Origin of the sequence: Streptomyces sp. NBC_00377 (assembly GCF_036075115.1) — a bacterium.
Lineage (GTDB): Bacteria > Actinomycetota > Actinomycetes > Streptomycetales > Streptomycetaceae > Streptomyces.
In genome coordinates this window covers 9,157,856-9,182,534 of sequence record NZ_CP107958.1, presented here as the reverse complement: position 1 = coordinate 9,182,534, position 24,679 = coordinate 9,157,856, and the positions used below count along the sequence as shown (strand labels likewise).

The 24,679-nt window shown below is 70.5% G+C and carries 19 protein-coding genes and 3 pseudogenes; 6 read left to right on the top strand and 16 right to left on the bottom strand.

What is annotated here, in order from left to right:
* Nucleotides 1-379: 379 nt before the first annotated feature.
* Nucleotides 380-583: pseudogene (locus tag OHS71_RS40930) on the bottom strand (helix-turn-helix domain-containing protein); the annotation flags it as partial.
* A 143-nt stretch (nucleotides 584-726) separates the two neighbouring features.
* On the opposite strand from OHS71_RS40930, the gene OHS71_RS40925 reads away from it, so the two are divergent.
* Complete coding sequence (locus tag OHS71_RS40925) at nucleotides 727-1,416, top strand: NAD-dependent epimerase/dehydratase family protein (protein ID WP_328484344.1); 690 nt, start codon at nucleotides 727-729, stop codon at nucleotides 1,414-1,416.
* A 306-nt stretch (nucleotides 1,417-1,722) separates the two neighbouring features.
* Here OHS71_RS40925 and OHS71_RS40920 read toward each other — a convergent pair whose 3' ends face one another.
* The 7 genes from OHS71_RS40920 to OHS71_RS40895 all read right to left on the bottom strand — a co-directional run bounded on the left by OHS71_RS40920 (nucleotide 1,723) and on the right by OHS71_RS40895 (nucleotide 6,252).
* Nucleotides 1,723-2,373: a hypothetical protein gene (locus tag OHS71_RS40920; protein ID WP_328484343.1), complete on the bottom strand. Its 651-nt coding sequence runs from the start codon at nucleotides 2,371-2,373 to the stop codon at nucleotides 1,723-1,725.
* A gap of 82 nt (nucleotides 2,374-2,455) precedes the next feature.
* Entirely contained in the window at nucleotides 2,456-2,578 is a 123-nt protein-coding gene (locus tag OHS71_RS40915; protein ID WP_328484342.1) for a hypothetical protein, read from the bottom strand.
* A 252-nt stretch (nucleotides 2,579-2,830) separates the two neighbouring features.
* Complete coding sequence (locus tag OHS71_RS41470) at nucleotides 2,831-3,241, bottom strand: DUF1330 domain-containing protein (RefSeq protein WP_443047145.1); 411 nt, start codon at nucleotides 3,239-3,241, stop codon at nucleotides 2,831-2,833.
* 13 nt (nucleotides 3,242-3,254) lie between these two features.
* On the bottom strand, nucleotides 3,255-3,944 hold the full coding sequence (locus tag OHS71_RS40910; RefSeq protein WP_328484341.1) for a type 1 glutamine amidotransferase domain-containing protein: 690 nt from the start codon (nucleotides 3,942-3,944) through the stop codon (nucleotides 3,255-3,257).
* 88 nt (nucleotides 3,945-4,032) lie between these two features.
* The gene (locus OHS71_RS40905) at nucleotides 4,033-4,626 is read right to left on the bottom strand and encodes a TetR/AcrR family transcriptional regulator (protein WP_328484340.1); all 594 of its coding nucleotides are present in this window, start codon (nucleotides 4,624-4,626) and stop codon (nucleotides 4,033-4,035) included.
* Nucleotides 4,627-4,795: 169 nt separating this feature from the next.
* Nucleotides 4,796-5,392, bottom strand: coding sequence for an NADPH-dependent F420 reductase (locus tag OHS71_RS40900; RefSeq protein ID WP_328484339.1), 597 nt, complete (start codon nucleotides 5,390-5,392; stop codon nucleotides 4,796-4,798).
* Between the two features lie 41 nt (nucleotides 5,393-5,433).
* Complete coding sequence (locus OHS71_RS40895; protein WP_328484338.1) at nucleotides 5,434-6,252, bottom strand: inositol monophosphatase family protein; 819 nt, start codon at nucleotides 6,250-6,252, stop codon at nucleotides 5,434-5,436.
* A 404-nt stretch (nucleotides 6,253-6,656) separates the two neighbouring features.
* Between OHS71_RS40895 and fxlM the strand changes: the two are divergent.
* Nucleotides 6,657-8,234 (top strand): annotated as a pseudogene (gene fxlM, locus OHS71_RS40880) (methyltransferase, FxLD system); the annotation flags it as partial.
* 365 nt (nucleotides 8,235-8,599) lie between these two features.
* On the opposite strand, the gene OHS71_RS40875 reads toward fxlM, so the two are convergent.
* The 4 genes from OHS71_RS40875 to OHS71_RS40855 form a co-directional block, all read right to left on the bottom strand.
* Entirely contained in the window at nucleotides 8,600-9,487 is an 888-nt protein-coding gene (locus tag OHS71_RS40875) for an SCO6745 family protein (protein ID WP_328484336.1), read from the bottom strand.
* Nucleotides 9,488-10,135: 648 nt separating this feature from the next.
* Nucleotides 10,136-12,640, bottom strand: coding sequence for an FxSxx-COOH system tetratricopeptide repeat protein (gene fxsT, locus OHS71_RS40865; RefSeq protein ID WP_328484335.1), 2,505 nt, complete (start codon nucleotides 12,638-12,640; stop codon nucleotides 10,136-10,138).
* A gap of 62 nt (nucleotides 12,641-12,702) precedes the next feature.
* Nucleotides 12,703-13,089 carry a hypothetical protein gene (locus OHS71_RS40860; RefSeq protein ID WP_328484334.1) on the bottom strand — a complete coding sequence of 129 codons (387 nt, stop codon included), beginning with the start codon at nucleotides 13,087-13,089 and terminating at the stop codon, nucleotides 12,703-12,705.
* 39 nt (nucleotides 13,090-13,128) lie between these two features.
* Nucleotides 13,129-13,677, bottom strand: a complete 549-nt coding sequence (locus OHS71_RS40855; RefSeq protein ID WP_328484333.1) for a class I SAM-dependent methyltransferase — start codon at nucleotides 13,675-13,677, stop codon at nucleotides 13,129-13,131.
* A 155-nt stretch (nucleotides 13,678-13,832) separates the two neighbouring features.
* On the opposite strand from OHS71_RS40855, the gene OHS71_RS40850 reads away from it, so the two are divergent.
* On the top strand, nucleotides 13,833-14,606 hold the full coding sequence (locus OHS71_RS40850; protein ID WP_328484332.1) for a DUF3732 domain-containing protein: 774 nt from the start codon (nucleotides 13,833-13,835) through the stop codon (nucleotides 14,604-14,606).
* A gap of 609 nt (nucleotides 14,607-15,215) precedes the next feature.
* Nucleotides 15,216-15,452, top strand: a pseudogene (locus tag OHS71_RS40845) (transposase family protein); the annotation flags it as partial.
* Between the two features lie 6 nt (nucleotides 15,453-15,458).
* Here the strand turns inward: OHS71_RS40845 and OHS71_RS40840 are convergent.
* Nucleotides 15,459-16,787, bottom strand: coding sequence for a HEAT repeat domain-containing protein (locus OHS71_RS40840; RefSeq protein ID WP_328484331.1), 1,329 nt, complete (start codon nucleotides 16,785-16,787; stop codon nucleotides 15,459-15,461).
* A gap of 442 nt (nucleotides 16,788-17,229) precedes the next feature.
* The gene (locus OHS71_RS40835; RefSeq protein ID WP_328484330.1) at nucleotides 17,230-18,324 is read right to left on the bottom strand and encodes a nucleotidyltransferase domain-containing protein; all 1,095 of its coding nucleotides are present in this window, start codon (nucleotides 18,322-18,324) and stop codon (nucleotides 17,230-17,232) included.
* A 1-nt stretch (nucleotide 18,325) separates the two neighbouring features.
* Here OHS71_RS40835 and OHS71_RS40830 point away from each other — a divergent pair, with 1 nt between their 5' ends.
* Both OHS71_RS40830 and OHS71_RS40825 read left to right on the top strand, forming a co-directional pair.
* Entirely contained in the window at nucleotides 18,326-18,706 is a 381-nt protein-coding gene (locus tag OHS71_RS40830; RefSeq protein WP_328484329.1) for a hypothetical protein, read from the top strand.
* The gene (locus OHS71_RS40825) at nucleotides 18,642-19,271 is read left to right on the top strand and encodes a hypothetical protein (RefSeq protein ID WP_328484328.1); all 630 of its coding nucleotides are present in this window, start codon (nucleotides 18,642-18,644) and stop codon (nucleotides 19,269-19,271) included. The genes OHS71_RS40830 and OHS71_RS40825 overlap by 65 nt, the downstream gene beginning before the upstream one ends.
* Nucleotides 19,272-19,453: 182 nt before the next feature.
* On the opposite strand, the gene OHS71_RS40820 is transcribed toward OHS71_RS40825, so the two are convergent.
* The gene (locus OHS71_RS40820; protein WP_328484327.1) at nucleotides 19,454-23,878 is read right to left on the bottom strand and encodes a cation-translocating P-type ATPase; all 4,425 of its coding nucleotides are present in this window, start codon (nucleotides 23,876-23,878) and stop codon (nucleotides 19,454-19,456) included.
* Complete coding sequence (locus tag OHS71_RS40815) at nucleotides 23,875-24,480, bottom strand: hypothetical protein (RefSeq protein WP_328484326.1); 606 nt, start codon at nucleotides 24,478-24,480, stop codon at nucleotides 23,875-23,877. Before OHS71_RS40815 ends, OHS71_RS40820 begins: the two co-directional genes overlap by 4 nt.
* Nucleotides 24,481-24,679: the final 199 nt, after the last annotated feature.

Sequence of the window (24,679 nt, the reverse complement as noted above, 5' to 3'; positions counted from 1 at the left end):
CCCCCGCAACGCCCGAACCGACACAGCCGGCAAAACCCCACCCGAACCACCACCCGCCCCTTCCGGGGCCGGGTCCTGCTTTCCCTGATCCACACCCCTGAGCACACCAACACCCACCGGCCAGCGGATCAGAACTCACGAAACTGAGACAGCGTCACCCCTCGCGCGATAACGCTCCACGACAGCGAAGCCCTGCGGATCTCTCACACCCAGGACAGTGACCCCACACCCCGAAACCGCCACCAACCAGCATCAACTCACCCCGGCCCACTGTCTCTCACCCCACTGCCACAAAACCGAGAGATCGCACCTGGTCCCCGCGGCCCGGCCCGCCAGCAGCAGCTGGCGGAGCATGGCGTCCACGTCGGCCGGCTCGATCGGTGAGCATCTGGCGGGACGGGCGCGGGCCCCGGGACTGTTCCAGCCGCGTGTAGTAGTCCACGGACATGCCGGCCAGCTGGGCCACCTCCTCGCGGCGCAGCCCCGGCGTACGGCGGCGGGCTCCGGCCGTGAGGCCCACGTCGGAGGGGTCCAGGCGGGAGCGAGCACCGCGCAGGAAGTCGGCGGGTTCGGCTCGGTTCACCTCTCCAGGGTGCGGGACGTCGGCCGGCTTTATCCAGGGACTCCCGGTCCCCTGATCAAGAGGGCTCTCCCGGACGTCGCGGCATCCGTCGAGGCTGGTCGCCGATGACAGGCGACACAGACACAGTGAGTGAGGAGCACATCATGCTGACCTTGGTGACTGGTACGACGGGACAGGTCGGGCGCCGCTTCGTGCCGAGGCTGCTGGCCCAGCGGCAGCCGGGCGAACAGGTGCGCGTGTTGGTACGGGACGCGGCCCGCGGCGAGCGCTTCGCGGAGCTGGGCGCGCAAGTCGCCGTAGGAGACATGCGCGACGAGGAGACACTGGGCAAGGCACTCGCCGGCGTGGACGCCGTCGTGAACGTCGCCGCCTCCTTCCGCGGGGTGCCCGACGAGGAGGCTTGGGCCGTCAACCGGGACGCCGCGGTGGCCCTGGGCCGCGCCGCGCAGGCCTTGGGCGTGGAGCGGTTCGTGCAGGTCAGCACGGACAATGTGTACGGCGTCGGACGGGGCCGTCCGCTGACCGAGGAGGACGAGAGCCGGCCGGGCGGTGAGATGTGGGGCGCCTACCCCGAGTCCAAGGCCGCCGCCGAGCGCGAACTGCTGTACGCGCCGGGCATCGCCGGCCGGATCTACAACATCGCCGATGACGCCCCCGTCACGACGGTCGAGCTGTACCGGCTCAACGGCGTCGAGGTGCCCGCCGGGCTCCACGAGCTGACGGACCCCGACCCGTGGTTCGGGATCATGTCCAGCCAGCGGATTCGCCGGGAGCTCGGCTTCCGGCCGATCTACCCGAGCGTCTGGACGGCCCGGGACGCCGGAGCCCTGTGACGGTCACTGGGCCCCACCACTCAACACCGCGGATCCGCCCCACCAACACCGCCCCGCCACCGCCATCAGGGCCACCACCAGGTAGCGCCAGGGACGTCACGATCGGCGCGGCAAGGGCGGGCGCCCGCTGCCTGCGGCCGCGCGTTCGCCACGTCGATCACGCCGAGATCTGCTGGTGACACGTAGCGCGCCGTATCTACCCGGCGGCTCAACGCGCCCAAGCAGCGGCGGGCTGCCCCGCACCGCCTGCCGCCGGCTGCATCGACGCTCGCTCCCCGGCCGGGGAGCGCCACGGACAGCCCGGGGTCAGCCGCCACCCGAGCCGGCCGAGGCCGAACCGCCGGAGGTCCAGTTGGAGTTGGGCTGCGGCCGGTCGCGCGTGCTGCGCTCGGTGCGCAGCTCCACCACGACCCCAGCCGGGCCGAGCAGGGCCTCCAGCGCGTCGGCGAGCCGCTGCGGGTCGCCGCCGAACGGGAGCGCGTGCCGCTCGCGGACGCCCCCAAGGACGAGTTCCAGCGCGAGCGTGGAGACGGCCGGCTTGTAGTCCCCCTGGTACGGCTCCACCACCTTGTGCGTCAGCCGCACCTCGCGCAGGGTCTTGACGGGCAGCCAGTCGTCCGGCCCGGCGGCCCGGACCAACCGCAGGGACGCGGGCACCCCGGCCGGCGCGAACTCCACCCGCAGGATGTCCCGGGCCCGGGAAAAGGCCAGCGCCGGCCAGCCGATCAGGTACTCCAGCCCGGCGATCACCCCCACCACCACGAACACGGTCGACGCCCGCGCCCCGGCCAGCGCCATCCAGAAGGCGACGAGCAGGGTCGGCACGCCCAGGACGAGCGGAGTGAACAGGGCCGGCCCCGCCGAGGTCAGCGCGTTCCACGCCGGCCCGGCCGGTCCGGCGCGCAGGACCAGATCCGTCGAGTCGGGGCCGTGTCTCAGCAAGGGATCGGTGGCCATGCCTCCAGCGTAGGACCGGTCCGCAAGAGCGCCTCGACCGTATCCGGGCCGATGGGGCACGGCTTCTGACGGCCCGTAGCCCTCAGCGGGCGGGCGCGGCGGGCTTCCAGGGCTCGAACCACGGGTCGGGCCACTGCTCGGCGGCGGCCATCAGCGGGTAGAGGGTGGCGCCGTTCAGGCTCGGCGCCAGGTCCCGCGGCGGCATCGCCGCCGAGACCCTGCGCGGCCCGCGGGTGGGCTCAGCAGGGTTGAAGGCTGGGTTGAAGGCTGGGTGTCTGACTTCTGCGGCACGGCGTCGGCCGAGGGCGCCCCGCCTCGGGCCGAAGCCGTTGCGGGCGCCGAGTGGGCTGCGTCGGCGGCCTTGTGCGGGCCACGGCCGTCGATGAGTGTCGTCCGGTCCGGTCCGGTCCGGTCCGCTCCCGTGCCGTGGCTGCCGCCGGGGAAGACAACGACTGCGTCATGGCCGGCCGGGCGGCGAGTTCGCGTCGGCGATCAGGTCGCCGCTGACCGGTGTGGTGCCTGCTGCCCGGACGGTGTCCGTCTGCGCCGCAGTGCGATGCAGACGGACACCTCGTCGTCTCAGCGGGCCCGGGTGTCGTCGGCTCCTTCGACGATGAGCACGCGGCAGTCCGCACCGGCCCGGCGGTGGGGGCAGCGCTGCCTGGTAGGCCGGGCTCTCGTACCAGGCCCGCGCGTGCGCAACGCTCGGGAAGCGATGGATCAGCACACCGTCGAACGGCGCGCCCTGAAGGGTTTCGATCGCCCCGTACCCGACGAGGGGTGTCACGTCGTGGCCTGCCCGGGCGGCCCGGGCCGAGACGGCGCAGAGGGCCGGCTCGGCCGGGTTTGTCACGCGCTCGCGGAGCATGACCACGTAGCGCTCACACGCCGCCCTTGGTGACCAGCTCGATCAGGGCGTCGGCTGCGGGAGCCGAGGAAGCCGGGTTCTGCCCGGTGATCAGCAGACCGTCCTGCAGGACGTAGGGCTGCCAGTCGCCGGTCTTGGAGTAGAGGCCACCGAGCTTGGTGAGTTCGTCCTCGACCAGGAAGGGGACGACGTCGGTGAGCTGGACGGCCTCCTCCTCGGAGTTGGCGAATCCGGTGACCTTCTTACCCGAGACCAGCGGGGTGCCGTCCTCGTTGACGGTGTGGCGCAGGACGCCGGGTGCGTGGCACACGAGTGCCACCGGCTTGCCGGAGCGGAGAGTGGTTTCGATCAGCCGCGCGGAGACGGTGTCCTCGGCCAGGTCCCACAGCGGTCCGTGCCCGCCCGGGTAGAAGACCGTGTCGAAGTCGCCGGCCGAGACCGCGTCGAGGCGCGCGGTGTCGGCCAGTGCGTTGGTCGCCTCGGGGTCGGCCTCGAAGCGCCGGGTGTCGTCGGTCTGGAAGCCGGGTTCGTTGCTCTTGGGGTCCAGCGGCGGCTGTCCGCCCTTCGGGGAGGCGAGGGTGATCTCCCAGCCGGCCTCCTTGAAGCGGTAGTACGGAGCCGCCAGCTCCTCCAGCCAGAACCCGGTCTTGTGGCCGGTGTTTCCCAGCTCGTCGTGCGAGGTGAGGACGATCAGAACCTTCATGACACACTCCTTGTGTGATTAGACCAGTCTACTAGTGACGCTGAAGCCGGATTCCCCATGACCGGACGGGGCATGGGGCGCGGGCCTTCTACAGGTGCAGAAGCCTGCGGGTTGTCGCGGTGACGGTGTCGAGCGGGGCCAGACTACGGTGGATCTTGGCCATGACGCTCGCACCGAGCCACATGTCGTACAGGGCCTCTGCGACATCGCGGGCCTCGCCGTCGACCGAGAGAGAGCCGTCCTCCAGGCCGCCGGTGATCGCCTGCTCGATGCGGTCCACGATGGCGCTCGTGCCTTCCTTCAGGGCCAGGCGCATCGGCTCGGACAGGTCGGCGACCTCGGCGCCGAGTTTCACGGCCAGGCACTTGCCCTGGCACTCCTGGAGGCTCTGCGTCTGCCGCCACTGCTGCCAGTAGGCCATCAGCCGCTCGGCCGCCGGCTGACCCGGGCGGGCGAGAATACCGTCCATGTCCGTGAGGTAGTCCGCGAAGTAGCTCTTCAGGATCGCTTCACCGAAGGCGTCCTTCGAGGCGAAGTAGTGATAGAAGGACCCCTTCGGCACGCCGGCCTCCGCGAGCACCTCATTGATACCGACAGCCGAGTATCCCTTGCGGGCCATGATCCGCTGGGCGGCATCGAGGACGATCCGACGGGTGTCCGTGGTGCGGGTGGCGGCTGGCATGCAGGAACCCTAGCATCAGAGTAGACCAGTCGTCTAGAAGTCGGGCTTCCGGGTTGCCGGCGTCCTCGAACAGCGCGATACCGCACGTTCCGACTACCGCCCCTTGGCCGGTGAGACCATCCGTGCCACGCGCCGTCTGCGGCTGTCTCCAGCCAGCGCAGCTCGACAGTCAGCGGGCGATTGAGATCGCGAAGGGGGTGAATCCGGCGGACCGGATGACGTGCGGCACGAACAGGATCGCGGCCTCTGTGGCGCGGGCGGTCCGGATCCCGCCGAGGTCGGTGATCCATTCCTTCTGCCAGCCGAGGTCGGTGAGCAGTTCGCGCACGGTCTGCTTGGCCTGCGGGTCCTCGCCGGAGAGGAAGGCGGTCGGAGTCCGGGCGAGCGTGGCCGGCGAGGTCATCACCGGGAAGAGCATGGTGTTGAGTGTCTTGACGACGCGCGTTCCGGGGAGCGCTTCCTGGAGTTGTTCGGCGAGGCTCGAGCCGGGGTACATCAGATCGGCGGGCAGTCCGTCCGGTCCGTCGGTGGTGGCGTTGGAGACGTCGACGAGGATCTTGTCCCGGAGTTCTTCGCGCAGAGCGGCGAGCCGGTCCAGCGAGCCGGCACCCGGGGTGGCGTTGATGACGATCCGGGCCGCCAGGGCGGCGCCGGCGGCCGCGCCCGGCGCGCGGTCCGCCACCGTCACTTCGTGTCCGGCCCGGGCGAGGGCTGCGGCCAGGCTGCCGCCGACGCGGCCGTTTCCGAGAACTGCGATCGTGGTCATGATGATCTGGTCCTTTTGTGTGTGCAGGGTGAGGGGCGTGGTCAGCGCGAGAGCGTGGAGACGGCCTCGGCGTGGACGCCGGGCGCGGCAGCCAGGAAGCTGTGGCTCTGCGGGGTCCAGGGGCGGCCCTCGGCGTCGGAGATCCGTCCGCCGGCCTCGGTGACGAGCAGTGCTCCGGGAAGCAGGTCCGCGCGGGCGCCGGCGAACTGCCAGAAGGCGTCGATCCGGCCGGCGGCCACGTTCAGCAGGTGCAGGGTCGCGGGCACAGCGACGCGGACGACGAGCGCGTCGAAGAGCATCGCGGTGATCGAGGAGCCGACGCGCCGCACGACGTCTTCGTCCTCGTCCGGCCGGGCCTGGCTGGTGGCCACGATGCTCAGGCCGAGGTCCGCGCTCTGGGAGACGTGCAGCGGCCGGCCGTCGAGGCGGGCGCCCGCGCCGGTGAGCGCGGTGTAGGTCTCGCCGGCCAGCGGCAGGTGGACCACGGTGAGCACCGGCTGGTTCTCACGCACGAGGGTGGCGGTCACCGCCCACTCGGGCAGGGCGTGCAGGTGGTTGACATTGCCCTCGGACGGATCCACGACCCACCACTCACCGGACGGCAGCGCCCCGCCGTCCAGTTCGTCCTCCACCCAGCCGGCCTGCGGACGAAGGCGCGTGAGGCGGGGGCGCAGGATGTCCAGGGCCGTGTCGTCGTTGACGGCGAGCGCGCGCATGAGCTCTTCGCGGCTCCGGTAGCGGACCACCTCGCCGAAGCGCTCGCGCAGCGCCGAACCCGCCTCACGCACGGCGGTCACGGTCCGGGCGAGCAGGTCCGCGTCGGAGGCGGCGACATCAGTGGTCTGAAGCGTTTCGGACATGGTGGTGTTCCCGTCTGAGGAGGGGTGCCGAGGCCGGTCGAGGGCCGAACTGCGCGTTGCTTCCTGCGCTTTCGCCTCAACGGTATGCACCCCCGCGATTAACTTCAAATGCATGCCAGTCACGCCTAGGATTACTCAAATGCAATTGGATGTGAGCCTGCTCGTCGCGCTCGACGCGCTGCCGGAGGAGGGCAGCGCGACCCGTAGCGGCGGCCCGCCCGCATGTCACCACCCCCGCGATGAGCCGAAGTCCGGGCCGGATTCGCCGCCGAGCTGGACCCCGAGGCCGGGGAAACTCAAGATGACTTTGGCGTCCGGGTGTTGGACAAAAGACTCCTCGACCGCCTCGGCGAGCGCGTCAGCAGCAAGGCAGGCGGCTTCCAACTGCCGGAGGAGGGCGAAGGCCTGCTTGCCGAGCGCGTCTTCGACCAGCTGCGGCTGGCTCGCGCAGTCACCCCGGAAGACCTCGCGGAGCCGGTCGGCCTCGGCTTCGATGCCGCGGCTCTGCCTTCGAGCGCGCCGGTACCACGCCGCCCTACCTGGCCGTCCAAGGGGAGCTGACACGCGGTGTGCGCGCCGTGAGCGCCCACCACGTGATCTTCCACGCCAACCGCGCAGATCTGCCTGGCGCCGATCAGCACGCCCTGCTCCACATCGCACGAGAGGCAGTCATGACATCAAGTGACAACACCGCGTCCCCAGCAGCGACCGGTTCCCAGGCCGATAGCGTCGGGGCAGTGAACACCGCCACGCTCACCACGTCCGAGGCCGAGGCCGCCCGGCTCCGCAACGCCCTGGTAGACAAGATCCAGGCCGACGGCCACGCCCGCACCCCAGCGGTCGAAACCGCTCTGCGCACCGTGCCCCGGCACCTGTTCGTCCCGCAAGCGCCGCTCAGCGACGCCTACGCCAACGCTCCGGTCAACATCAAGTACGACACCGACGGCACATCGATCTCCTGCGCCTCCCAGCCCGACGTCGTCGCCCTCATGCTGGACCAGCTCCAGGCCCAGCCCGGTGAGCGCATCCTCGAACTCGGCGCCGGCACCGGATACAACGCCGCCCTGATCGGCCACATCGTCGGCCCCGACGGACACGTCACAACCCTCGACGTCGATGACGACCTGGTCCAGGGCGCCCGCGATCACCTCGCCGCCACCGGCTTCACCCACGTCGAGGCGCTGACCCGCGACGGAGCCCTCGGCCACGCCGAGGGAGCACCCTACGACCGGATCATCGCCACTGTGGGCGCGCACGGCATCCCGCACGCCTGGCTCGAACAACTCGCCCCCGGCGGACGGCTCGTCACCCCTCAGCGGCTCAAGGGCAGCGTCTCGCGCTCCATCGTCTACGAGGAGCGCAACGGACGGTGGGTGTCGTCCGGCTCGCAGATGAACACCTTCATGCCGCTCAGGCGCGGCATCGCCGATGACGACCGGCGCCTCGTCCCGCTCACAGCAGACGGCACCGTACGGCTCCAGGCTCCCGCCGGGCATCAGATCGACGCCGACGCCCTCACCGGCGTCCTTAACCAGCCGCGCATTGAGGAGTGGACCGGCATGACGGTCCGCGCCAGGGAGAGCCCGGAGTGGATGGAGCTGTTCGTCTCCTGCTCCCTGCCCTCCGGGCTGATCCGCATGCTGTTCCCTGCGACCGCCAAGAACAGCGTGCTCACCGAGGACCCGTACCCGTCCTCCACAGCGGCCGTGGACAAGGGCGCGGTCACCTACCTCGCCCGGCGTCTGTCCGAGGAGAAGTCCGTCGAGGGCGGCAGGCTGTGGGAGTTCGGCGTCATCGGCCACGGACCCGGCAGCGAGGAACTGACCGCGAAGGTCGCCGACGCCATCCGCACCTGGGACCGCGCATACCGCAGCCGTGAAGCAACGTTCGAGATCCTTCCGCTCGACGGCCCTGCGATCGAGCAGCAGCCCGGTGTCTTCCTCCTGGACACCCCGCTGAACCGCGTCCTCGTCACCTGGCAGCAGCCCATCAGCGTGGGGTGTCCGCCGCCCGCCGGCGGGCACCCCACGCCGCGCTCCTCGCCGTTGACTCCAGGCGAGACCTCATGGACCCGCACGGCCCCGCAGCCCAGCGCTTCCCCCTCATTTCTCGCTGCCGCCCGAACTACTGGGCCAAGGCAAGCGAACGGCCCTCGGCGCACCCCTTGCAGGGAAAGCGACTGAGCTGCCTGACACGTCATCCGGATCGTAGGGAACCGGTTGGCAGTCCGGCTCAACCCACAACCCTCGTATAGCTGAGCGAGCAGTTGCTGTTCTCACGTGAACGAAGCCGTCGCGGCCGTCACGACGGGCCCGCCGTCGGGACTTCCTCACCTGCCACACTTCTGTCATCCGCTCTCTTCGCTGAGGCGGTCAACCGCCCACGGCAGGAGCTCCTTGGCAACCGCGAGGCTGAACGGCCGCATCAGCGAACGGAGTTCGGCGGCCGCGGCAGGGCCGAGATGGATATAGGGCAGGGCGGCCAGCCTGTCGGTGGTCTGCTCGATCTCCGCCCGGCGCCGCGCACCGTGCTCGGTCAGAGCCAGGCGGGGTCCGTTTTCGAGCCATCCACGCTCACGCAGGTTCCGCACGGCCTGTTCCCAATGCTCCGGCGTCCAACCCCGCGAGTCGCGCAGCACCCCCGCGCCGATCTCCCCTGTGGCGGCGTGCGTGACGAGAGCTTCGAGCCCGCTCAGTCCGGCAGACAGCAGTGCTGCCACGTGACCGTCGCCGCGGAACTCCCGCAGCAGCGTCTGTGCATGCCAGAGCACAAGGTGGGGCGCGCTCGGCCACGGCAGTGCCGCGTGCGCGGCGAACAGGGGGCGGCCTTGTGGATGGCACCCGGTCACTTCAGCCGCGCTGCGGGCCAATTCCGCCGCGCGAGCCAGCGCCGGTGAGGAGATGTCCGCGCCGAGGATGCGGCGGAGCGTGGTATCGATCCCGGAGAGCCGGGCGGCGGCGAACCGCTGCGGCGTGGCGGCTTCCCATGCCGCGGGTATGGCCTGGCGCACCAGCTGGGGGTTGAAGTTGTAGAACGTGGCGATGACCAAATCCGCCGGAGCGGCGCCGAGCGCGGCGGAGCGGGACGCGAAGTACCCCGTCCTGGCGTCCACGCCCAACGCGGCGTACTCATCTGCGGCTTCGGGCGAGAAATAGACACCCCCGTGATAAGGCTCGAGAGTTCTCCAGGTCTTGCGTGCAAGGGCCAGGCTGTCGCGGTTCACGTTCTCCGTCATGTGCGGCTCTCCATCCAGTGGCGGATGAAACGTTGTGTTGATCAAGCACGCGACGGCCCTTGGAGCACACTAAACGTACCGTCTGGTTGGTACGTTATCCGAATGCGGCTCCGGCGACCACTGCCCTGCAACCGGTTCTCCACACCCGTTCACGACGACCACGCACTGCGCACCCACACCGCCTGCGCGAGCGCCCGAGTGCGAGATCACTTACGAAATCCAGGGCGACGAGCCCGGACGATCATCCAGACGGCCGAGCTGTCGAACGAGACGAGCCTGAACTACAGGCCGTCCATGATCAGCACTGCATCGTCGGGCACGAGGGTTTCCGTGGAGATCACCGACGTGGTGGCCCAAGGGAGCTGATGCAGACGTTGCAGCCTCGCACCGGGTGGGTCTGGGCGGGGCTCCGTCACGCTGGGGTCTTTCTATAACTCTGCCCAGGCCGGACTCCTGGCCGCGCGGTCGACCTCTCGCGCCGGGCGCCTGGAGCCGATGGTCGAGCGGATCGCCACCACCCAGTGGCTGGCCGCCGCCGCGAGGGTCGAGCTGGAAGCCGTCGACGACCCCGACTTCCGTCGGCTCGTCGACGTCGCCCAGTACGGTCCGGGCTCCGCGCGCCGCATGTGGCCCCGGACCCCGAGTTCGTCATTGGGGTTCCGGACTCGGACAGGGCAGGTCCGGAAGCCACGTCGGCCCGTGGAGGCCGTGTGCGCGTAGGGCACCGACGGCGGCGTGCGCGGCCGCCAAGAGTTGCCCGTTGTGCGGCTCGAAACTGGATGCAAGCACGCCGTAGGCGGCGGCGGCCTGCATGGTTTCATGGTGGTCAGCGCCCAGGTGCTGCCGCAGGTCGGCCACCACCGCAGCGCCTTCGGCGACGGCGGCGGACAGATCGCCAGTTTTGGCGACCGCGAGCATGTGCTGGTGCGCGGCGCGCAGTGCAAGCGGATGCTGGGTGCCGAGCAGGCCAGTGATCTCAGCGCGGGCCTGCTCCACTAGTTGAGCGGCTCGATGCGGGTCCGCTGTGAGAGTTGTCGAAGCCAAGGTGACCGCAGCGGACCATGTGTCAGGATGCTCGTGGCCCAGCACACTCTGCGACATTTCGTGGGTTCTGCGGGCCAGCGTGGAGGCGGCCTGGTCGCGGCCGATGGCATGGAGCAGTGCGGCGTGCTGCCGACTATGCCGCAACGTGATCGTGTGCTTCGTGCCGAGTACGGTACGCATTCGTGACAGGGCGCTGCGGCTGAGATTGAGCGCCTCCGGATACTTGCCAAGCCCGGCGCAGGCGGCGGCCAGGATGCTGCGGGTGCGCAGCCGGTCCGGATGATCGGGGCCGAGGGTGCGGCCCATCTGCTTGAGCAGGGCTCTGGTGAGGTGCTCACAGCGAACGTCGTGACCGGCATCATGCAGCACGGCGACGACGACCATGGCGGTGCGCAGGGCGTAAGGGTCGGTGTCGCCCAGCGACTGCCGACAGTGGTGCAGGGTGTCCTCGCCGATCCGTAGCGCCTCCAGGTAGTGGCCGAGGTCCCACAGGGACACAGCGAGGATGAACGCCGACCGGATGGTGCGCGGGTCGGCGGGCCCAAGGATGCGATGGCATCGCTGCCAGGTTTCGTGGCCCAGAGAAGCTGCGGCGGGGTACTGCCCAATCTCCCAGAGGATGGCAGTCTGCCGTCCAGCCATCTGAAGGGTCAGTCGGTGGTTGCCGCCGAGCCGGATCCGGCAGCGGGCAAGTGTGTCCGCGCCGAGTTGCAGCGCCTCTCGGAGCCGCCCTGAGTCGCGCAACGCGGTAGCCAGGTCGCAGGCCGCGCCGAGAGTGGCCGGGTCGTCGGGTCCAGCCAATGACCGGTAGTGGTGCAGCGCCCGGTCGAGCAGCGGCACGGCAGAACGAGCTCGACCCCGGCTGTGCAAGTAGCGCCCGGCTGAGGTGGCCAAGCCTATGTTCTGTGGGGCGAGGCTGGCGTTCGTGTCGTCCTCCAGGACGAACAGGACGTGTGGCAGCAAGGTATGCCAGGACGGCCATGTGGCCGGGTTGTCCCATGGGTCGGCCGGCACTGCGTTGCGGACGAGGCTGGCCGCAATGTGCCGCCAGGAGCCCCCGACGGGAACGCGGCTGCGGATGATCGCAGCCAGCAGCCTGTGGGCCTCGAGGGTGCCGGGTCCGACGCGAACGGCACCGGATTCGCGCAGTATCCGGCAGGCGTGGCCGAATGCGAGTTCGTCTGTGGCCGCGGTGGCCAGTTCGGCGGGCAGTAGGTGCGGCTGCCCGGTGATCAGAGTGAAGGGGATCGGTTCTGGGGCAAGGTGGGCGACTACGGTGAGCAGTTGCGCGGCGGCCCCCGACCGATCGGCGATGTGGTCGAGGGTCAGCCCGGTGGCACCGGCGAGGGTGGACGGGTAGGTGGCGGGCCGGTCCTGGTCCAGCAATGCGGCGGTGCGTTCACGCAGAAGTGTCAGGAATCGGTCGGCGGTGGTGCCGGTGGTGGCGATGAACGCACCTGCCTGGACCAGAGCCAGAGGTAGCCCGCCGAGCGCGGCTGCGACGGACGCAGCGTCGTTGGCTGGCAGTTGGTCGGCGCGACGGCGCAGCAGGGTGACCGCGTCCCGACGCGGCAGCACGTCGATCCCGACAGGGACAGCAAGGTCGTCCCAGCCGGGGTTGCGGGAGGTGATGATGACGTGGCCTGGGCCGGCCGGCAGGAACGGGGAGAGCTGAGCCGGGGCTTCGGCGTTGTCGAACGCAAGCAGCCAACGTCTGCGATCGCGTAGGTGGGCGTGCAGCCGCTTGACCGCGACCGCAACTGGGTCGGCCGGGCTGGTCAGTGCCAGTGCGGCGGCAAGCCCGGCAAGTTCCGTCGGGATTAGGGCAGCGTTTTCGGCTGGCACCCACCAGACCAGGTCGTAGTTGTCGTGGTGACGGTAGGCGTACTCAACGGCAAGCGAGGTTTTGCCCACGCCACCTGTGCCATGCAGCGCGCTGATGGCTGCTGTCGGCGGGGTGGTCAGAACAGCGTGCAGGTGGATCAGTTCTTGACGGCGGCCGGTAAACAGCCGGTTTCGTGGCGGAACGTTCCACAGTCGGGTCGGCGGTTGCCGGTCTGCAATGGTGACAGGGCCGTGGAAGATCCCCACCGCGCCGTAGACAGTCATTTCCAGTGGCTGCGCCCCGGGTGGGACTTCGCCGGTGCCCCGTGAGCCGGGCTGGGCGCCGGCTACCGAGGGTCGGCGGCCTCCTGGCCGACTGGTGGGGCGTTGTGGATGGTCACTGGAGCCTGGAAGGTACCGGCTGCACCGTTGACGGTCTCCGAATTGATCACTGTGAAGGTGGTGGACTGGTCAAGCAGGGCGACCACCTGCCGGTAGGCTGCGATGACCTCAGGATCGCTGGGGATGCCCGCATCGTTCAGAGCCTGACGGGCTCGGGCGGTCTCGACAACACCGTCGATGATGTCGTCCGGCTGCCCTCCTGCGGTGAGCTTGCGCCGGATCACGCTTTTGAGTTCAGCATAGGCGTCAGTGATCATATGGGCGCCGGTGGTGGTCATGCCAGCGGTTGCGCCGGCGCCCAGCGCGGTAAGGATCATGTCAGCGTCGAGCACATTCCCTCCCATGGATCAGCGGTGACGGGCTTCTGCACGTCAGCGTGTGCCGGCTTGCAGCAGCATGAACGTGCTCAAGTCTCCAGCGTAGTCAAGGGTTTCCCGTGCCGGTTTCTGTCCGCCGAACAGGTCGGCGTCCTGCTGGGGTGACCGTAGCCGGGACCAAGCGCCGACCTGAGTCGCGGCGCTGGTGTACTCGCCGGTGATGACCAGCCGACTTGCCCGACCGATTGCCCGGCAAGGTTGGGTGAGATCGGCCTCGTCGAAGATGTGCATGAGCACCCGGACAGTCATGGTGACGTCACACGAATCCTCGGCCCAGGGGGGAAAGTCCTGCAGGGAGCTGAGCTGAAAGTCGACGCTGGCGAGGTCGTCCCAGCGGGCTTGGGCTTCGGCGAGCATGGTGGGGGTGAAGTCGATTGCGGTGACCCGTCGTGCCTGGGGGGTCAGGACGTCGGTGATCTGACCAATTCCGCAGCTGGCTTCGGCGACCTGGTTGAGCTCGCGGCCTGGATACCTGCTGGCAGCTGTCTGTAGCTGGTTGTCCACGATCGCTCGCTGCGACGGGTGTGCACCGTACTCGGCCATGGCACCACCGCTCCCCCGTGGATCGACCATCATCTTCTCCGAAGGTAGCAACAGAGGCACGCAAAGCACTACCTGTCTGCGCAGTTGCGAGCAGCGGCGGCGTGCGCCGGGCGGACCATCTCCGCGACCTTGTAGCGCCGGCCCGCAGTCAACCCGTGCTCGGCCTCCATCGCCTCGATCACCGGCTGGGCCTGCTCCCATCCGGCGACCGGCCGACGGACGATGGCGCTGCCGGTGGCCTCGCCCAGCACGCGGGGCAGGGTGAAGATCGGCATTGCTTCAGCGAGGAACACGATGCCGACAGCGGACACCTCCAGCGCCTGGAGTCAGACGTCGCCGTCGCCCAGCGGCTCGTCCAAGGCCTCGAAGAGCAGCTCGACACCGAGACCATCGACGACAAACTCACCCACGGCCTCAGCTACCTCAGCGGCAAGATGACCGGCCATGCCCAAACCCTGAAACTCGAACACGGCGACCGCCTGGTCCGTCTGGACCTCAAAAAGCTCACCATCGTCGCCGACACCGTCGAGGGCATCACCGAACTGCTCCGCATCGGCAGCGGCAAGAACCACGTTGGCTACCACGTGGCCACGCATCTCGCCCTCCACCAGTACTTCGTCGTCAACAGCAGGCCCGTACCCCGCTTCCTCATGCTCGACCAGCCGACCCAGCCCTACTACCCCTCCGACATGGCCAAACAGCGAGGCCGGCTGGAGGACATCGCCCTGGACGAAGACCGCGTGACCGTCACCCGCCTCTTCGAACTCATGCATCAGGTCGTCAGGGACCTCTCTCCGAACTTCCAGATGATCGTCAGCGACCACGCGGACCTGCCCCACGATTGGTACCAGGACTCCGTCCGCTACAACTGGCGCAACGGCGAAAAACTCATCCCGACCACTTGGCTCGACGACAACCCCACTCCGTAGCCAGGCACCCTCCCCACTCTCCACCGTCGGCATCCGCCGTGGACAGAACCGACAACAGCGTTCTTCGACCGCGCCACCGTGCTACCGACCGACTCCCAGAGGCAAGGCCTCAGGGCCCCTGACACCACCGACACCTCAAGTAGCGACCCAGAAAAACTGCACTGCGCCCGATCAACCTGCACACACCACATGCACAGAGGTCAGAAGCCACCGCCGCGCTTCAGCCCCACACCCCGAGCGTCCCCGGCCACCACGAAGACGACTCACAAAACTGAGAAGCCCCTGCTCGTAGCCACAGCAACAACCCAGAAAGACTGGGCGACGACAACCGTTGAGGCGCTCACTGCCCTGGACCCGTGGTGGAACCCACCCTGGCCCTACACCTGGCACCGCACCTGGCAGCAATACCGCGCCACGATCAGCGGGAACGACACCCTCTCGGACACACTCCAACGGTGGGCCAACGCCCAACGCAGCCAACGGAGCACCCTCCACCCCAGCCAACAACAACTCCTCACCACTGCCAGCTTCACCGCGGGCTGGAGCAGTTCAGACGTGAGATCCTGAGCTCAGCGCCTCTGCGCCGCCCCGAACCACCTCCAGGCACACGAACTCGCCTACCAGGGCGGCGGCCCCTGGGTGAGCACAGGCATCAAACGCAGGCCCTTGCAGGAACTCAGCCTCACCGAGAAGACCGTCAACCGGGCCCTGGCCGCAACACGGGCACCGGTCGAGCGCGGCGTCGCGCGCCTGAAGTCCTGGCGGATCTTCCGCAGATCCCGATGCAGCCCAAACCGCATGACGTCAATCGCCAAAGCCGTCCTCACCCTGGAGCGGCAACGCTGAAGAAGCTCAGTGGTTGCGGAATGGTTCCCAGGGATCGGGTAGGGGAGCACTGGGGTCCTCGCCTTCGGTGGGCAGGCCGACGTAGGCGCGGAGGGCAGGGCGGGTGCCGGGGAGGCCGTACTGGGTGAACTGCTCGTGGAGGTCTGAGCCGAACGGCACGGGCTGGAAGTCCTCGGCGGTCAGAAGCTCGGCCAGGACCTTCAGCAGCTTCTGGCGTCCAGGGGAGAGCTCGGTGAACACCGTTGTGGTGTCCGTGGGTTCGAACAGGGCTTCCAGCAGGTTCGCGGCGCGGACTGCCAACGGGCGGGGCACGACGCCGGTCTTCTCAAGATGGGGCAGGGCGCGGACGATCTCCAGGAGAACCACGTCCGGGTCCTCGGTGGTGCCCATCAGGTGCAGCAGGCTTCGGACGGTGTAGCTGTGCAGGTCGCCAGCATGGTGGGCGGTGGCCGACTCGAGGGCCGGCCCGGCGCCGAAGGCCGCCAGCTCGGCGGCGATGCGCTCCGCCGGCGGCAGGCCGGGCGCGGCAGCCGGGTGCGCGACCAGCAAGCGGGTCAGGGCGGTGGCGGCGGCCCAGCGCGGCAAGGGGTGCTCGTGGTCGAGGTGGTGCCGGATCCGGCCGTCCGGGTCGTGGTCGGCGAGCAGCCCGACCGCGACAAGGACCGTGGCGACACAGACTGGGTCCCGCTCGCCGTCGAGGCAGGCCAGCAACGGGAGCAGGATGGCGTCGGCCTCCTCGGGGAACCAGCCGAGGAGGTACGCGGTCTTGGTGCGGATCTCCGGGTCCCGGTCGCCGAGCAGTTCGAGCAGGACGGGAAGCTGGGCGCGGACCGCGTCATAGGAGCGCAGTGCGCCCTCGCGGGCATCGACGGGGTGCCCTGCCGCACAGTACGTCCGTCCCACGCGCAAGTTCTTCAGCCGCTCCTCGTCGGTCTCGGCGGCGATCTGCTCGTCGTACCAGCGCAGATTTTCTTCGGGACTGATGGCTGCGGCGCGCCACGCGGCGGTGTCGATGCCGAGCGGGAGTTTGTACTCGTCGTGCCAATCGATAGCCAGACGGGTCAGCAGCAGCAGCGCGTCGGCCCGGGCGCCGGCCGGCCCTGCGACAGCGATTCGGGCGAGGAACGGCACGGCGTACGGAGAGGCCGAGTACCGCGTGCCCTGGTGGAAGATGTTGCTGAACAGGCTGCGGAAGGCGTTCTCCCGGGCCTCCTGGTCCGGCCCGCACACCGTCCGGAGCTGGCCGGGCACGTCCTCGGCGCTGCCGTAGGCGTGCCCCAGGGCTGCCCAGTCGATGTCATCCAGCCCTGCCAAGAGATCGTCGGATCGTTTCATGATCCGTATGCTCCCAGGAACCGCTGACACCGATCCCGCGGACGAGCTGTCTCCTTGAGCCCAGCGGCCCAACTCACCTGTCAATCGGTCAAGATCGCCTGTCAAAGGACAGCTGAGGTGGACAGCGCGAGGTGAACCCTCGCCTCACACCTGGACAGCCCAGCACGTCTACCTGGGAAGACGGGATGTGAGGCTCATAACCGACGCGTCGCCGGGGAGATCTGGACGCGGGGGGCGAGGCCCGGGGATCAGGGGGCGTGGGCCGCCGGGCATCAGTCCGCGGTTGCGCAGGACCTGGGCTCGTGCGCGGCATCGGGAGGTGCAGAACTTCCGGGCGTGGCGGGTGGCCTCGGGCAGGGCCTCGCACAGACCAAAGCCCAGGCCGAACGTGCCGATACCAGCTGATCAGTGGTCACCCTCCCCGTCCTGACCTCAGCTTCCGTCAACGCCCGGTAGTAGTAGACGCCGATCCAATGACGCCACGCCAGGTCCGGTGATAGCCCTCACGAAGCGGCCCGCCGACAAGGTCGAGGATCTCCGATACTGCGTCCATCATCGGCGTCGGGTCTCCCGACTCGCACAGGTGCAGGTGCCCTTCAAGCAGGGCGGCCCCGCGCTGATCGTCCGCCTCCAGAAGACGCCGTGGCAGCCACTTCCCGCCGCCGATCCACGCGTGGTGGTAGTCGCAGAGCAGATCGGCCGCAGCATTGAGAACGAACCCGGCCACCGCAAGACGCTCGAATCGGTCACTCGTGTCGGCGAGATCGTCCAGCGCGTTCGTCAGCCCGTACCTCTTCGTTTCGACTGTCTGCGGTTCCAGCGCCGGCGGACCTTCGCGGAGGTCCGCTTCGGCCAGGGCCCGGGCACGCCCGGCCTCACCATTTGTATCGACGAGGACGAGACCGGTGGCATACATGTTCTGCAGGACCGCACGACGCCCAGCAACGTCCGCAGCGAAGAGGTCCACGAGACCGGCACGGGTATGGACGAAGAACTCCACCACACGGCCCTCGAACCGGATCGTCTCCCGGCGAGTATCGCCATCGTCCCCGATGAGTATCGCAAGGTCCAGGTCGCTACTGGCAGTGGCTCGCCCCGCGGCCGTCGACCCGGCAAGAATCACGCTCAGCGCATCGGGGAAACGGCCATGGGCAACACGTCGCGCCTGGTCAGCGTGGTTCACGTCCATAACGGTCAGTGTTCCAGACCCCTTGACCAAAGGCGACGGGATTCTCCACCCCCCGGTGTGACCGCTACAAACCCTGACGGATCCGAGCCCGGAAAACGGATCCGACCAGCACGGCAGGGCGACGGCGTGCAGTTTGGTCTGGAGGTTGATGTCGCTGGTGGCGACGTACCACGCGGAGCCGGGGTGCCGGGACTGCAGGAGCAGGGTCGAGGCGATGAACCGGTCGTCCGGGACGTCCAGGTCGAGCCAGTCGGGCAGCGCGTCGGACTTGGGCTCGATGTTGGAGCAGCGGCCCACGCCCTTGTCGCCGTCGAATTCCCAGTACTTGGTCTGGCTGGAGAAGGACACCGTGCGTCAGCCGTATGCGCTGCTCGCCGTAGCGCGGCTCGCCGGCGACGGGACACTGCGCGCGACCGTGGAGCGTCTCTCCCGTGACGTGGGCCCCATCGTGGCGGACGAGATCGCCGTCATCGCCGGTCTCGCCCCGGCCGAACAGGCGCTGCTGACCGGGATCGACCGGGACCACAGGTTGAAGATCGACGCGGTCCTGGCCGAACGCACCGACGTGGCGCTACGGCTGCCGAGGCTGGAGTTCGACACCGCATGCGTCGACGACTCCGTCGCGAGCGGCGTCCTGCGCCGGACGGCCGGCGACTGTGAGCATCATGTCGGAAACCACCGCCAAGACCACCGAGTTGACCTCGCAGTACCACGCCCAAGTAGCCGGTGACCTTGAACGCAACCTCAAGGAACAAGAACGCCTCAACGGCGAGATCGACGCGCTGCGGGAGCAGTTGGCGGCTCTGCGGCACGACCACAGTGTCCTGGTGAGCATTCAGCAGGCCCTCGGCGTCCCGGCGGCGCCCGAGGCACCCGCGGACGAACCTGTCACCGCAGTACCCGCTCCCCGCAAGAAGCCGGCGGCCGCCTCAGGGGCGGCCAAGCAGACGAAGGCCAGGAAGCCGGCTGCCTCGGCCCCGAGGCGAGCGAGCAGGAACGCCACCGCCAAGGCGCCGGCAGCCGAGTCGGCCCCGTCCACGCTGGTGGACCTCGTGCGTGACCACCTGAAGAGCCAGGGCGAGCCCTGCTCCGCCGCCGAAGTCACCACCGCTCTGGCACAGCAGCATCCCGAGCGCGGCATCAAGACAACCGTGGTGCGTACGACGCTCGAAGGGCTCGTGGCCAAGAACCAGACCCAGCGGACCAAGCAGGGCACGTCCGTCTTCTACACCACCCCCGATACAGCCGAGACGGCCGCAGACGGCGAGAAGCAGGCCTCGCAGCCGTCCGTGTGAGCCCGCGGCGACAACGATCTGCCTCCAGGGCGGCGGTGAGCCGTGCAGGCAGAGTCGTCGTCCGCACTTCCGTGTGCTCACTCATGCGGCTGACGATCGCCAGCCGGACGGTCCGGCCGGTCCACGAGATCTGCTCGTCGGCCGGAACATGAAGTGCCTCCGGCCGGACGAAACCGTGCCGCTCAGCCCAGTTGTTCGGCCAGCGACGGCCAGTGCTTGGCGAGCGCCTCCTCCACCTTCGGAACGGCGCGCTGCCCGGCCACCGCCAGGGCGATGGCCGCCGCCACTCCGGCCCAGGCGAGCGGGCCGAGAGGGGTGCAGCCGAAGAGCTGGCTGGCGCCGGGGGTCTGGACCAGCGCGACAAGCGCGACGGCGGACCCCAGGGACGTGACACGGACGAGGGGGCTGTCCCGGCGGTCGGTCAACGTCTGGGCGAGTTGCGTGCCGACCACCGCGCACAGGGCCATCGTCGTCGAACGGCGGGCCGTGCCGGGCGTGAACCGGCCGAACAGCCAGGCGACGGTCGCCCCGAGACACGTGGTCAGGGCGCGGTGCCGGATCTGGCGGATGAGGGGGGCGCCGAGGAGGGTCGTGCCGAGGGGCTCGTCGGCGTCCGTGCCGGCCCTCTCCCCCTCTGCCGTCCTCTTCGGCGTCACCGCCACCGCCATCGCCGGGAACAGGTCCGTGAACAGGTTCACCAACAGCATCTGGCGGGTGGACAGGGGCGCGGCGCCCGACAGGACGGTGCCGAGGATGCCGAAGCCGACCTCGCCCGCGTTGCCGCCGATGAGGATGGCGATGGCGTCCGCGACGCTGTGCCACAGGGAGCGGCCTTCGTGGACCGCCTCGATGAGCACCGACAGGTCGTCGCCGGTGACGACGAGGTCGGCCGCGTTGCGGGCGGCAGCCGAGCCGCGGGCGTTGATGCCGACGCCGATGTCGGCGGCGCGGATGGCCGCGGCGTCGTTGGCGCCGTCGCCGACCATGCCCACCACCCGGCCGGCGTCCCGGAGGGCCTCGACGACCTGGAGCTTCTGCTCTGGCGCGACCCGGGCCACCACGTCGGCGTCCCGCAGCATCCGGGCACGGGTCGAGCGGTCCGCGGCGGCCAGTTCGTCACCGGTGACCACGCTCGCGTCGTCCGGCCAGCCCAGGTCCGCGGCGATGGCACGGGCGGTCTGCGGATGGTCGCCGGTCAGCACCACCGGCCGTACGCCCGCCTCGCGCAGCCCGCGCACCAGGGCCGGGGACGTCTCGCGCGCCACGTCGGCCAGCGCCAGCAGCCCGGTGAACTCCAGGTCCTGCAAGGGCTCTTGGAGTGCGTCCGTCGTCTCTTCGCCCTCCCTCAGCGGGCGCCGGGCCACCGCCAGGACGCGCAGCCCATGACCCGCCAGCGCATGTGCCCGGTCAAAGGCGTGGGAGGGGAGGTCGGAGCAGGTGGGCAGGACGGTCTCCGGGGCGCCCTTGACGACCAGCACCGGTGAGCCGTCCTCGGTGCGGCCGACGGCGGCGGCGTATCCGCGGCCGGCCTCGAAGGGCAGGCCCTCGGTCTGCGTCCACTGCGGGTCGGGTCCGGCGGCGTCCAGGACGGCCTCGTCGGTGGCGTGCACCGGCCGGAGCGAGTCGCCGTTCAGCCGGGGGCAGGCGCGGGCGGCGACCCGCAGCGTGTCGGCGGCGTCCGGCTTGTCGAGGGTGTGGACCGTGCCGTCCGCGCCGGCCACCCGTACCAGGCGCAGCCGGTTCTCGGTGAGGGTGCCGGTCTTGTCGAAGCAGATGGTGTCCATGCGGCCCAGCGCCTCCAGGGTGCGCGGGGTGCGGACGAGGAGTCCGCGGCTGCTGAGCCGGCGGGCCGCGGCCAGTTGCGCCACCGTGGCCACCAGCGGGAGCCCTTCGGGTACGGCGGCCACGGCCACCGCCACGCCTCCGCTCACCGCCTGCCGGATCGGCGTGCCGCGCAGCAGCGACAGGCCGGTCACCGCGGCGCCGCCCGCCATCGTCAACGGCATCGCCTTACGGGTGAGTTCCTGGATCCGGGCCTGCACTCCGGCGGCCGACGGAACGCGGGCGGCGAGGGCGACTGCCCGGGCCGCCTCGGTGAGCTCGCCGGTGTCCACGACGACGGCCCGGGCACGTCCGGCCACCACGGTCGTCCCTTCGAAGACCATGCAGCGCCGTTCGGCCACGGGGGCGCGGGGAGCCTGCTCCGTGGACTTGTCCACCGGCAGTGACTCACCGGTCAGCGCGGACTCGTCGACCTCCAGGCCGTCCTCCCACAGCAGGCGGGCGTCGGCGGGCACGACATCGTCGGCCTTGAGGTCGATGACGTCGCCGGGGCTGAGCTTGGCCGCGTCCACGACATGGGGCTCGGCCGACGGCTCCTCCTCCGCGACCCGCGCCTTCTGTTTCTGCTGCGCGAACAGTCCGGACAGGGCCCGCTCGGCCCGCAGCCGCTGGACACCGCCCACCAGGGCGTTCAGGTCGAGGGCGCCGAGGACCAGCAGGGCGTCCATCGCGGAGCCGAGGATCGCCGAGGCTGCCGAACCGACCGCCAGGACCGGGGTGAGGGGGTCGTCCAGTTCGCTGCGGACGGCCCGGGCCAGTTGCAGCGACCAGCGGGCCGGAGCCAGCACGGGCAGGGCTACGACGGGGTCGACCACTTCGCGCATCCGGGCGATCGCCTGCTCGACGGCGGTCGGCTCCGGGGGTGTTTCGTGCGCCAGCCGTTCGCGTACGTCCTCCGGGTCCAGCGCGTGCCAGGCCACCCTGGGCCGGGGGTGCGGGGCGCGGGCCACCGCCACGCCGAGGGCGGCGCGCGTGCCGGAGAACAGGGCCGCCGCGGCGGCCACGTCGACCGGCGCGTGCCGCAGTCCGGGCAGCGGCGCAGGTGTCCCTCGGCGGGACTCGCCGACGGCCACGAGCAGTCCGGACAGCGCGGCGCCGGACCGGGCCAGGGTCTGGGACCGGCTGCCGACCGCGCGGGCCGCCGGGACCGCGGTCAACAGCCGCCACACGTCGGCGAGGCCGTGCGGGGCGAGGACGTCCGCGCCCCACACGACCTGACCGTCGCCGTCGGTGAGAGCGACGGCGACGTCGCCGTGGAGCAGGCCGCGGGTCACGTCGGCGTCCCCGCCGGGGCGGGGACGGGCGACCGTGAGGACACCGCCCTCCTCGCGCAGTTCGTCCACCACCTCGCTCAACGGCCGTTCGGCGCTGACGACCTGGTCGGCGAGCCCGGTGAAGTCGGCCAGCGCCGGATCGTCCACCACGACGACCCGCAGCCCGCCATGCCGAGCCGCGTCCAGTACGGCCTCGGCCCACGGGTCCGCTCCGTCGCCGGGCGTGCGCAGCGCGCTCGGGTGCAGGACGACGGTGCCGGCCATCTCCAGCTGCCGCAGCCGGTCCGGGTCGCGCACCAGCACGCCCGCCCGGGACAGCGCGCCGCTCAGCACGGCGTGGAAGGCGGCGGGCCCGTACCGGGCGGCCTTCGGCGAGCCGGCGAGGACGGCCTCAGCCGCCTCGTTGACGTCGTGCTTGACGAGCAGCGTCGCCGCCGCGCCCAGGACGCTGCCGGTCGAGGCGTGGGCGGCGTACTCCTGGGCCGGGGAGGTCCTGAGCGGCGGGCGCAGCGACGCGTCTGCGGGCACGCTGTCCCGACCCGGATCGCAGAGGTGGTCGTGCACGGTCTCGAAGGCGACGGTGCGTACCAGCGCCTCCCCCAGCTGGCAGGTGCGCAGCGCACCGTCGAGCAGCAGCGAGGTCGGGGACTGGCCCGCGCCGTGGACGGCCGCGTTCGCGACGGCCAGTGCCACGTCCATGCGGGCACTGCCGAGCCGGGCGCGCAGCCAGGAGCGGAAGCGCGGGTTCTCGCGCAACAGCGTCAGCGTAGCGGTCACCAGGCGGGGCGAGGACGGCAGCCGCAGCGCGGACCCAGTCAGTGCCGCCGCGACGCCCACGGCGTCGGCCGCGAGCGCCGCTGCGGCGGTGCGCACGGAAGCCGGATCGCCGGGGTGACCGAGCTCCTCCACGGTGTCCTCGTCCCGGACGAGGCCGTGCCGCTCGGCGAGGGCGGCAGCGCGCTCCATGACCTGGTCGCTGACCGCGTCCTCGGTCGCCACCACGACCAGTCGCGCCAGCCCACGGTCCCAGTACGCGAGCGCCACGTCCGGATGCTCGGCCAGATCCACGGCCACGCGCCGCGCGAGGTCTTCCGTACGACGGGACCACGACGCGGCGTGCTCGGCGCCGCCCGGCGCCCCGCTCGGGCGCGCCTCACCGTCCGGCGCCACCGCCGGGTGCTCCTCACCGTCGAGCCGACCAGTCAGGTGCTCCTCACGGTCCAGCCGCCCTGCCGGCGTGGCCTCTCGCAGTGCCAGGTGCGCCCGGGTTCCGGTTCGCCAGTCGTTGGCGCCGCCGGGGAGGGCCGCACGGCTGACCCGGGCCAGCCGCAGGGCGAAGTCCGCGCCCCGTACGCCGGCCCGTGCCGTCCCCGCCACCGCTCCGGCGGCCGCGCCCACCGCCGGTACCGCGCCGCGGGCGAGCAGCCGCGGCCCGGCCAGGACCAGTCCGGCCGCGGCCGCCGTCGGACGCCTCAGAAGCCCTCCACTCATCGTTCTCCCTCCGCCGCTCGTACCGGCACGACGGGTGGTCGCCGAGCCGCCGGGTCCGCCCTTTGCGGGGATGCGGCGGATGACGCCTCGCCGTGCGGGGGCAACTTGCCGGAGGGTGTGTCGGGTACTGCCCTACCGTGCGTGGAGGAGTTGCCGGACGACGCCATGACCTTCGGCGTGGGCACCTGGCCGGACGCCTTGGCCTCGGCCGCTCCGGAGGTGTCGGCAGGCTCCGCTCCGCCGGTGCGCACGGCGGTCCCGCCGATCGCCTCGGCGCCCTCCTCGGTCTGCTGGATCTGTTCGGCCTCGGACTCTTCGATCCCCTGGGGCCGCGGCGACTTCTCCCGATGCTGCTGCGTCAGCCACGCCACCGCCGCTCCGGTGACCGCGACGGGCCACTCGACGACGCCTGCGACGCCGAGCACCCCGGCCCCGGTGTACACCGCGATCCGCCGCCCACGCGGCGACACCGCCCCGACCTTGTCCAGCACGTCCTCGCCCGCCCGGGCGACCATCCCGGCGCCAGGCACCTTGCGCAGCACTGAGGCGGCTGCGCGCAGCGGCTGTGGAAGCTCCCGCTGCTGCGACTTCTGCTCGCTCATGACTCTCCTCAGGTCGGCCCCTGACCTTTCGCCCCGAGTTCCCGCACTTCGGAGAGTCATCCTGAGTCCCGGGAAACTACTACCTCAGAACAGCCCCACGGCCACCACGCTGCCCCTGCCCCGCTCGCGCCCAGCGCAAGCGGGGGGCGACACCAGCCGGGCCCACGGCGTCCCCGCCCACCGGGGCACATCAGGAAAC

What these genes read in the sequence shown, in the direction of transcription:
- OHS71_RS40925 (WP_328484344.1), top strand. Translation starts at nt 727, where the DNA reads ATGCTGACCTTGGTGACTGGTACGACGGGACAGGTCGGGCGCCGCTTC.
- OHS71_RS40920 (WP_328484343.1), bottom strand. Translation starts at nt 2,373, where the DNA reads ATGGCCACCGATCCCTTGCTGAGACACGGCCCCGACTCGACGGATCTG.
- OHS71_RS40915 (WP_328484342.1), bottom strand. Translation starts at nt 2,578, where the DNA reads ATGCCGCCGCGGGACCTGGCGCCGAGCCTGAACGGCGCCACCCTCTAC.
- OHS71_RS41470 (WP_443047145.1), bottom strand. Translation starts at nt 3,241, where the DNA reads ATGCTCCGCGAGCGCGTGACAAACCCGGCCGAGCCGGCCCTCTGCGCC.
- OHS71_RS40910 (WP_328484341.1), bottom strand. Translation starts at nt 3,944, where the DNA reads ATGAAGGTTCTGATCGTCCTCACCTCGCACGACGAGCTGGGAAACACC.
- OHS71_RS40905 (WP_328484340.1), bottom strand. Translation starts at nt 4,626, where the DNA reads ATGCCAGCCGCCACCCGCACCACGGACACCCGTCGGATCGTCCTCGAT.
- OHS71_RS40900 (WP_328484339.1), bottom strand. Translation starts at nt 5,392, where the DNA reads ATGACCACGATCGCAGTTCTCGGAAACGGCCGCGTCGGCGGCAGCCTG.
- OHS71_RS40895 (WP_328484338.1), bottom strand. Translation starts at nt 6,252, where the DNA reads ATGTCCGAAACGCTTCAGACCACTGATGTCGCCGCCTCCGACGCGGAC.
- OHS71_RS40875 (WP_328484336.1), bottom strand. Translation starts at nt 9,487, where the DNA reads ATGACGGAGAACGTGAACCGCGACAGCCTGGCCCTTGCACGCAAGACC.
- fxsT (WP_328484335.1), bottom strand. Translation starts at nt 12,640, where the DNA reads ATGACTGTCTACGGCGCGGTGGGGATCTTCCACGGCCCTGTCACCATT.
- OHS71_RS40855 (WP_328484333.1), bottom strand. Translation starts at nt 13,677, where the DNA reads ATGGCCGAGTACGGTGCACACCCGTCGCAGCGAGCGATCGTGGACAAC.
- OHS71_RS40840 (WP_328484331.1), bottom strand. Translation starts at nt 16,787, where the DNA reads ATGAAACGATCCGACGATCTCTTGGCAGGGCTGGATGACATCGACTGG.
- OHS71_RS40825 (WP_328484328.1), top strand. Translation starts at nt 18,642, where the DNA reads ATGTCGGAAACCACCGCCAAGACCACCGAGTTGACCTCGCAGTACCAC.
- OHS71_RS40820 (WP_328484327.1), bottom strand. Translation starts at nt 23,878, where the DNA reads ATGAGTGGAGGGCTTCTGAGGCGTCCGACGGCGGCCGCGGCCGGACTG.
- OHS71_RS40815 (WP_328484326.1), bottom strand. Translation starts at nt 24,480, where the DNA reads ATGAGCGAGCAGAAGTCGCAGCAGCGGGAGCTTCCACAGCCGCTGCGC.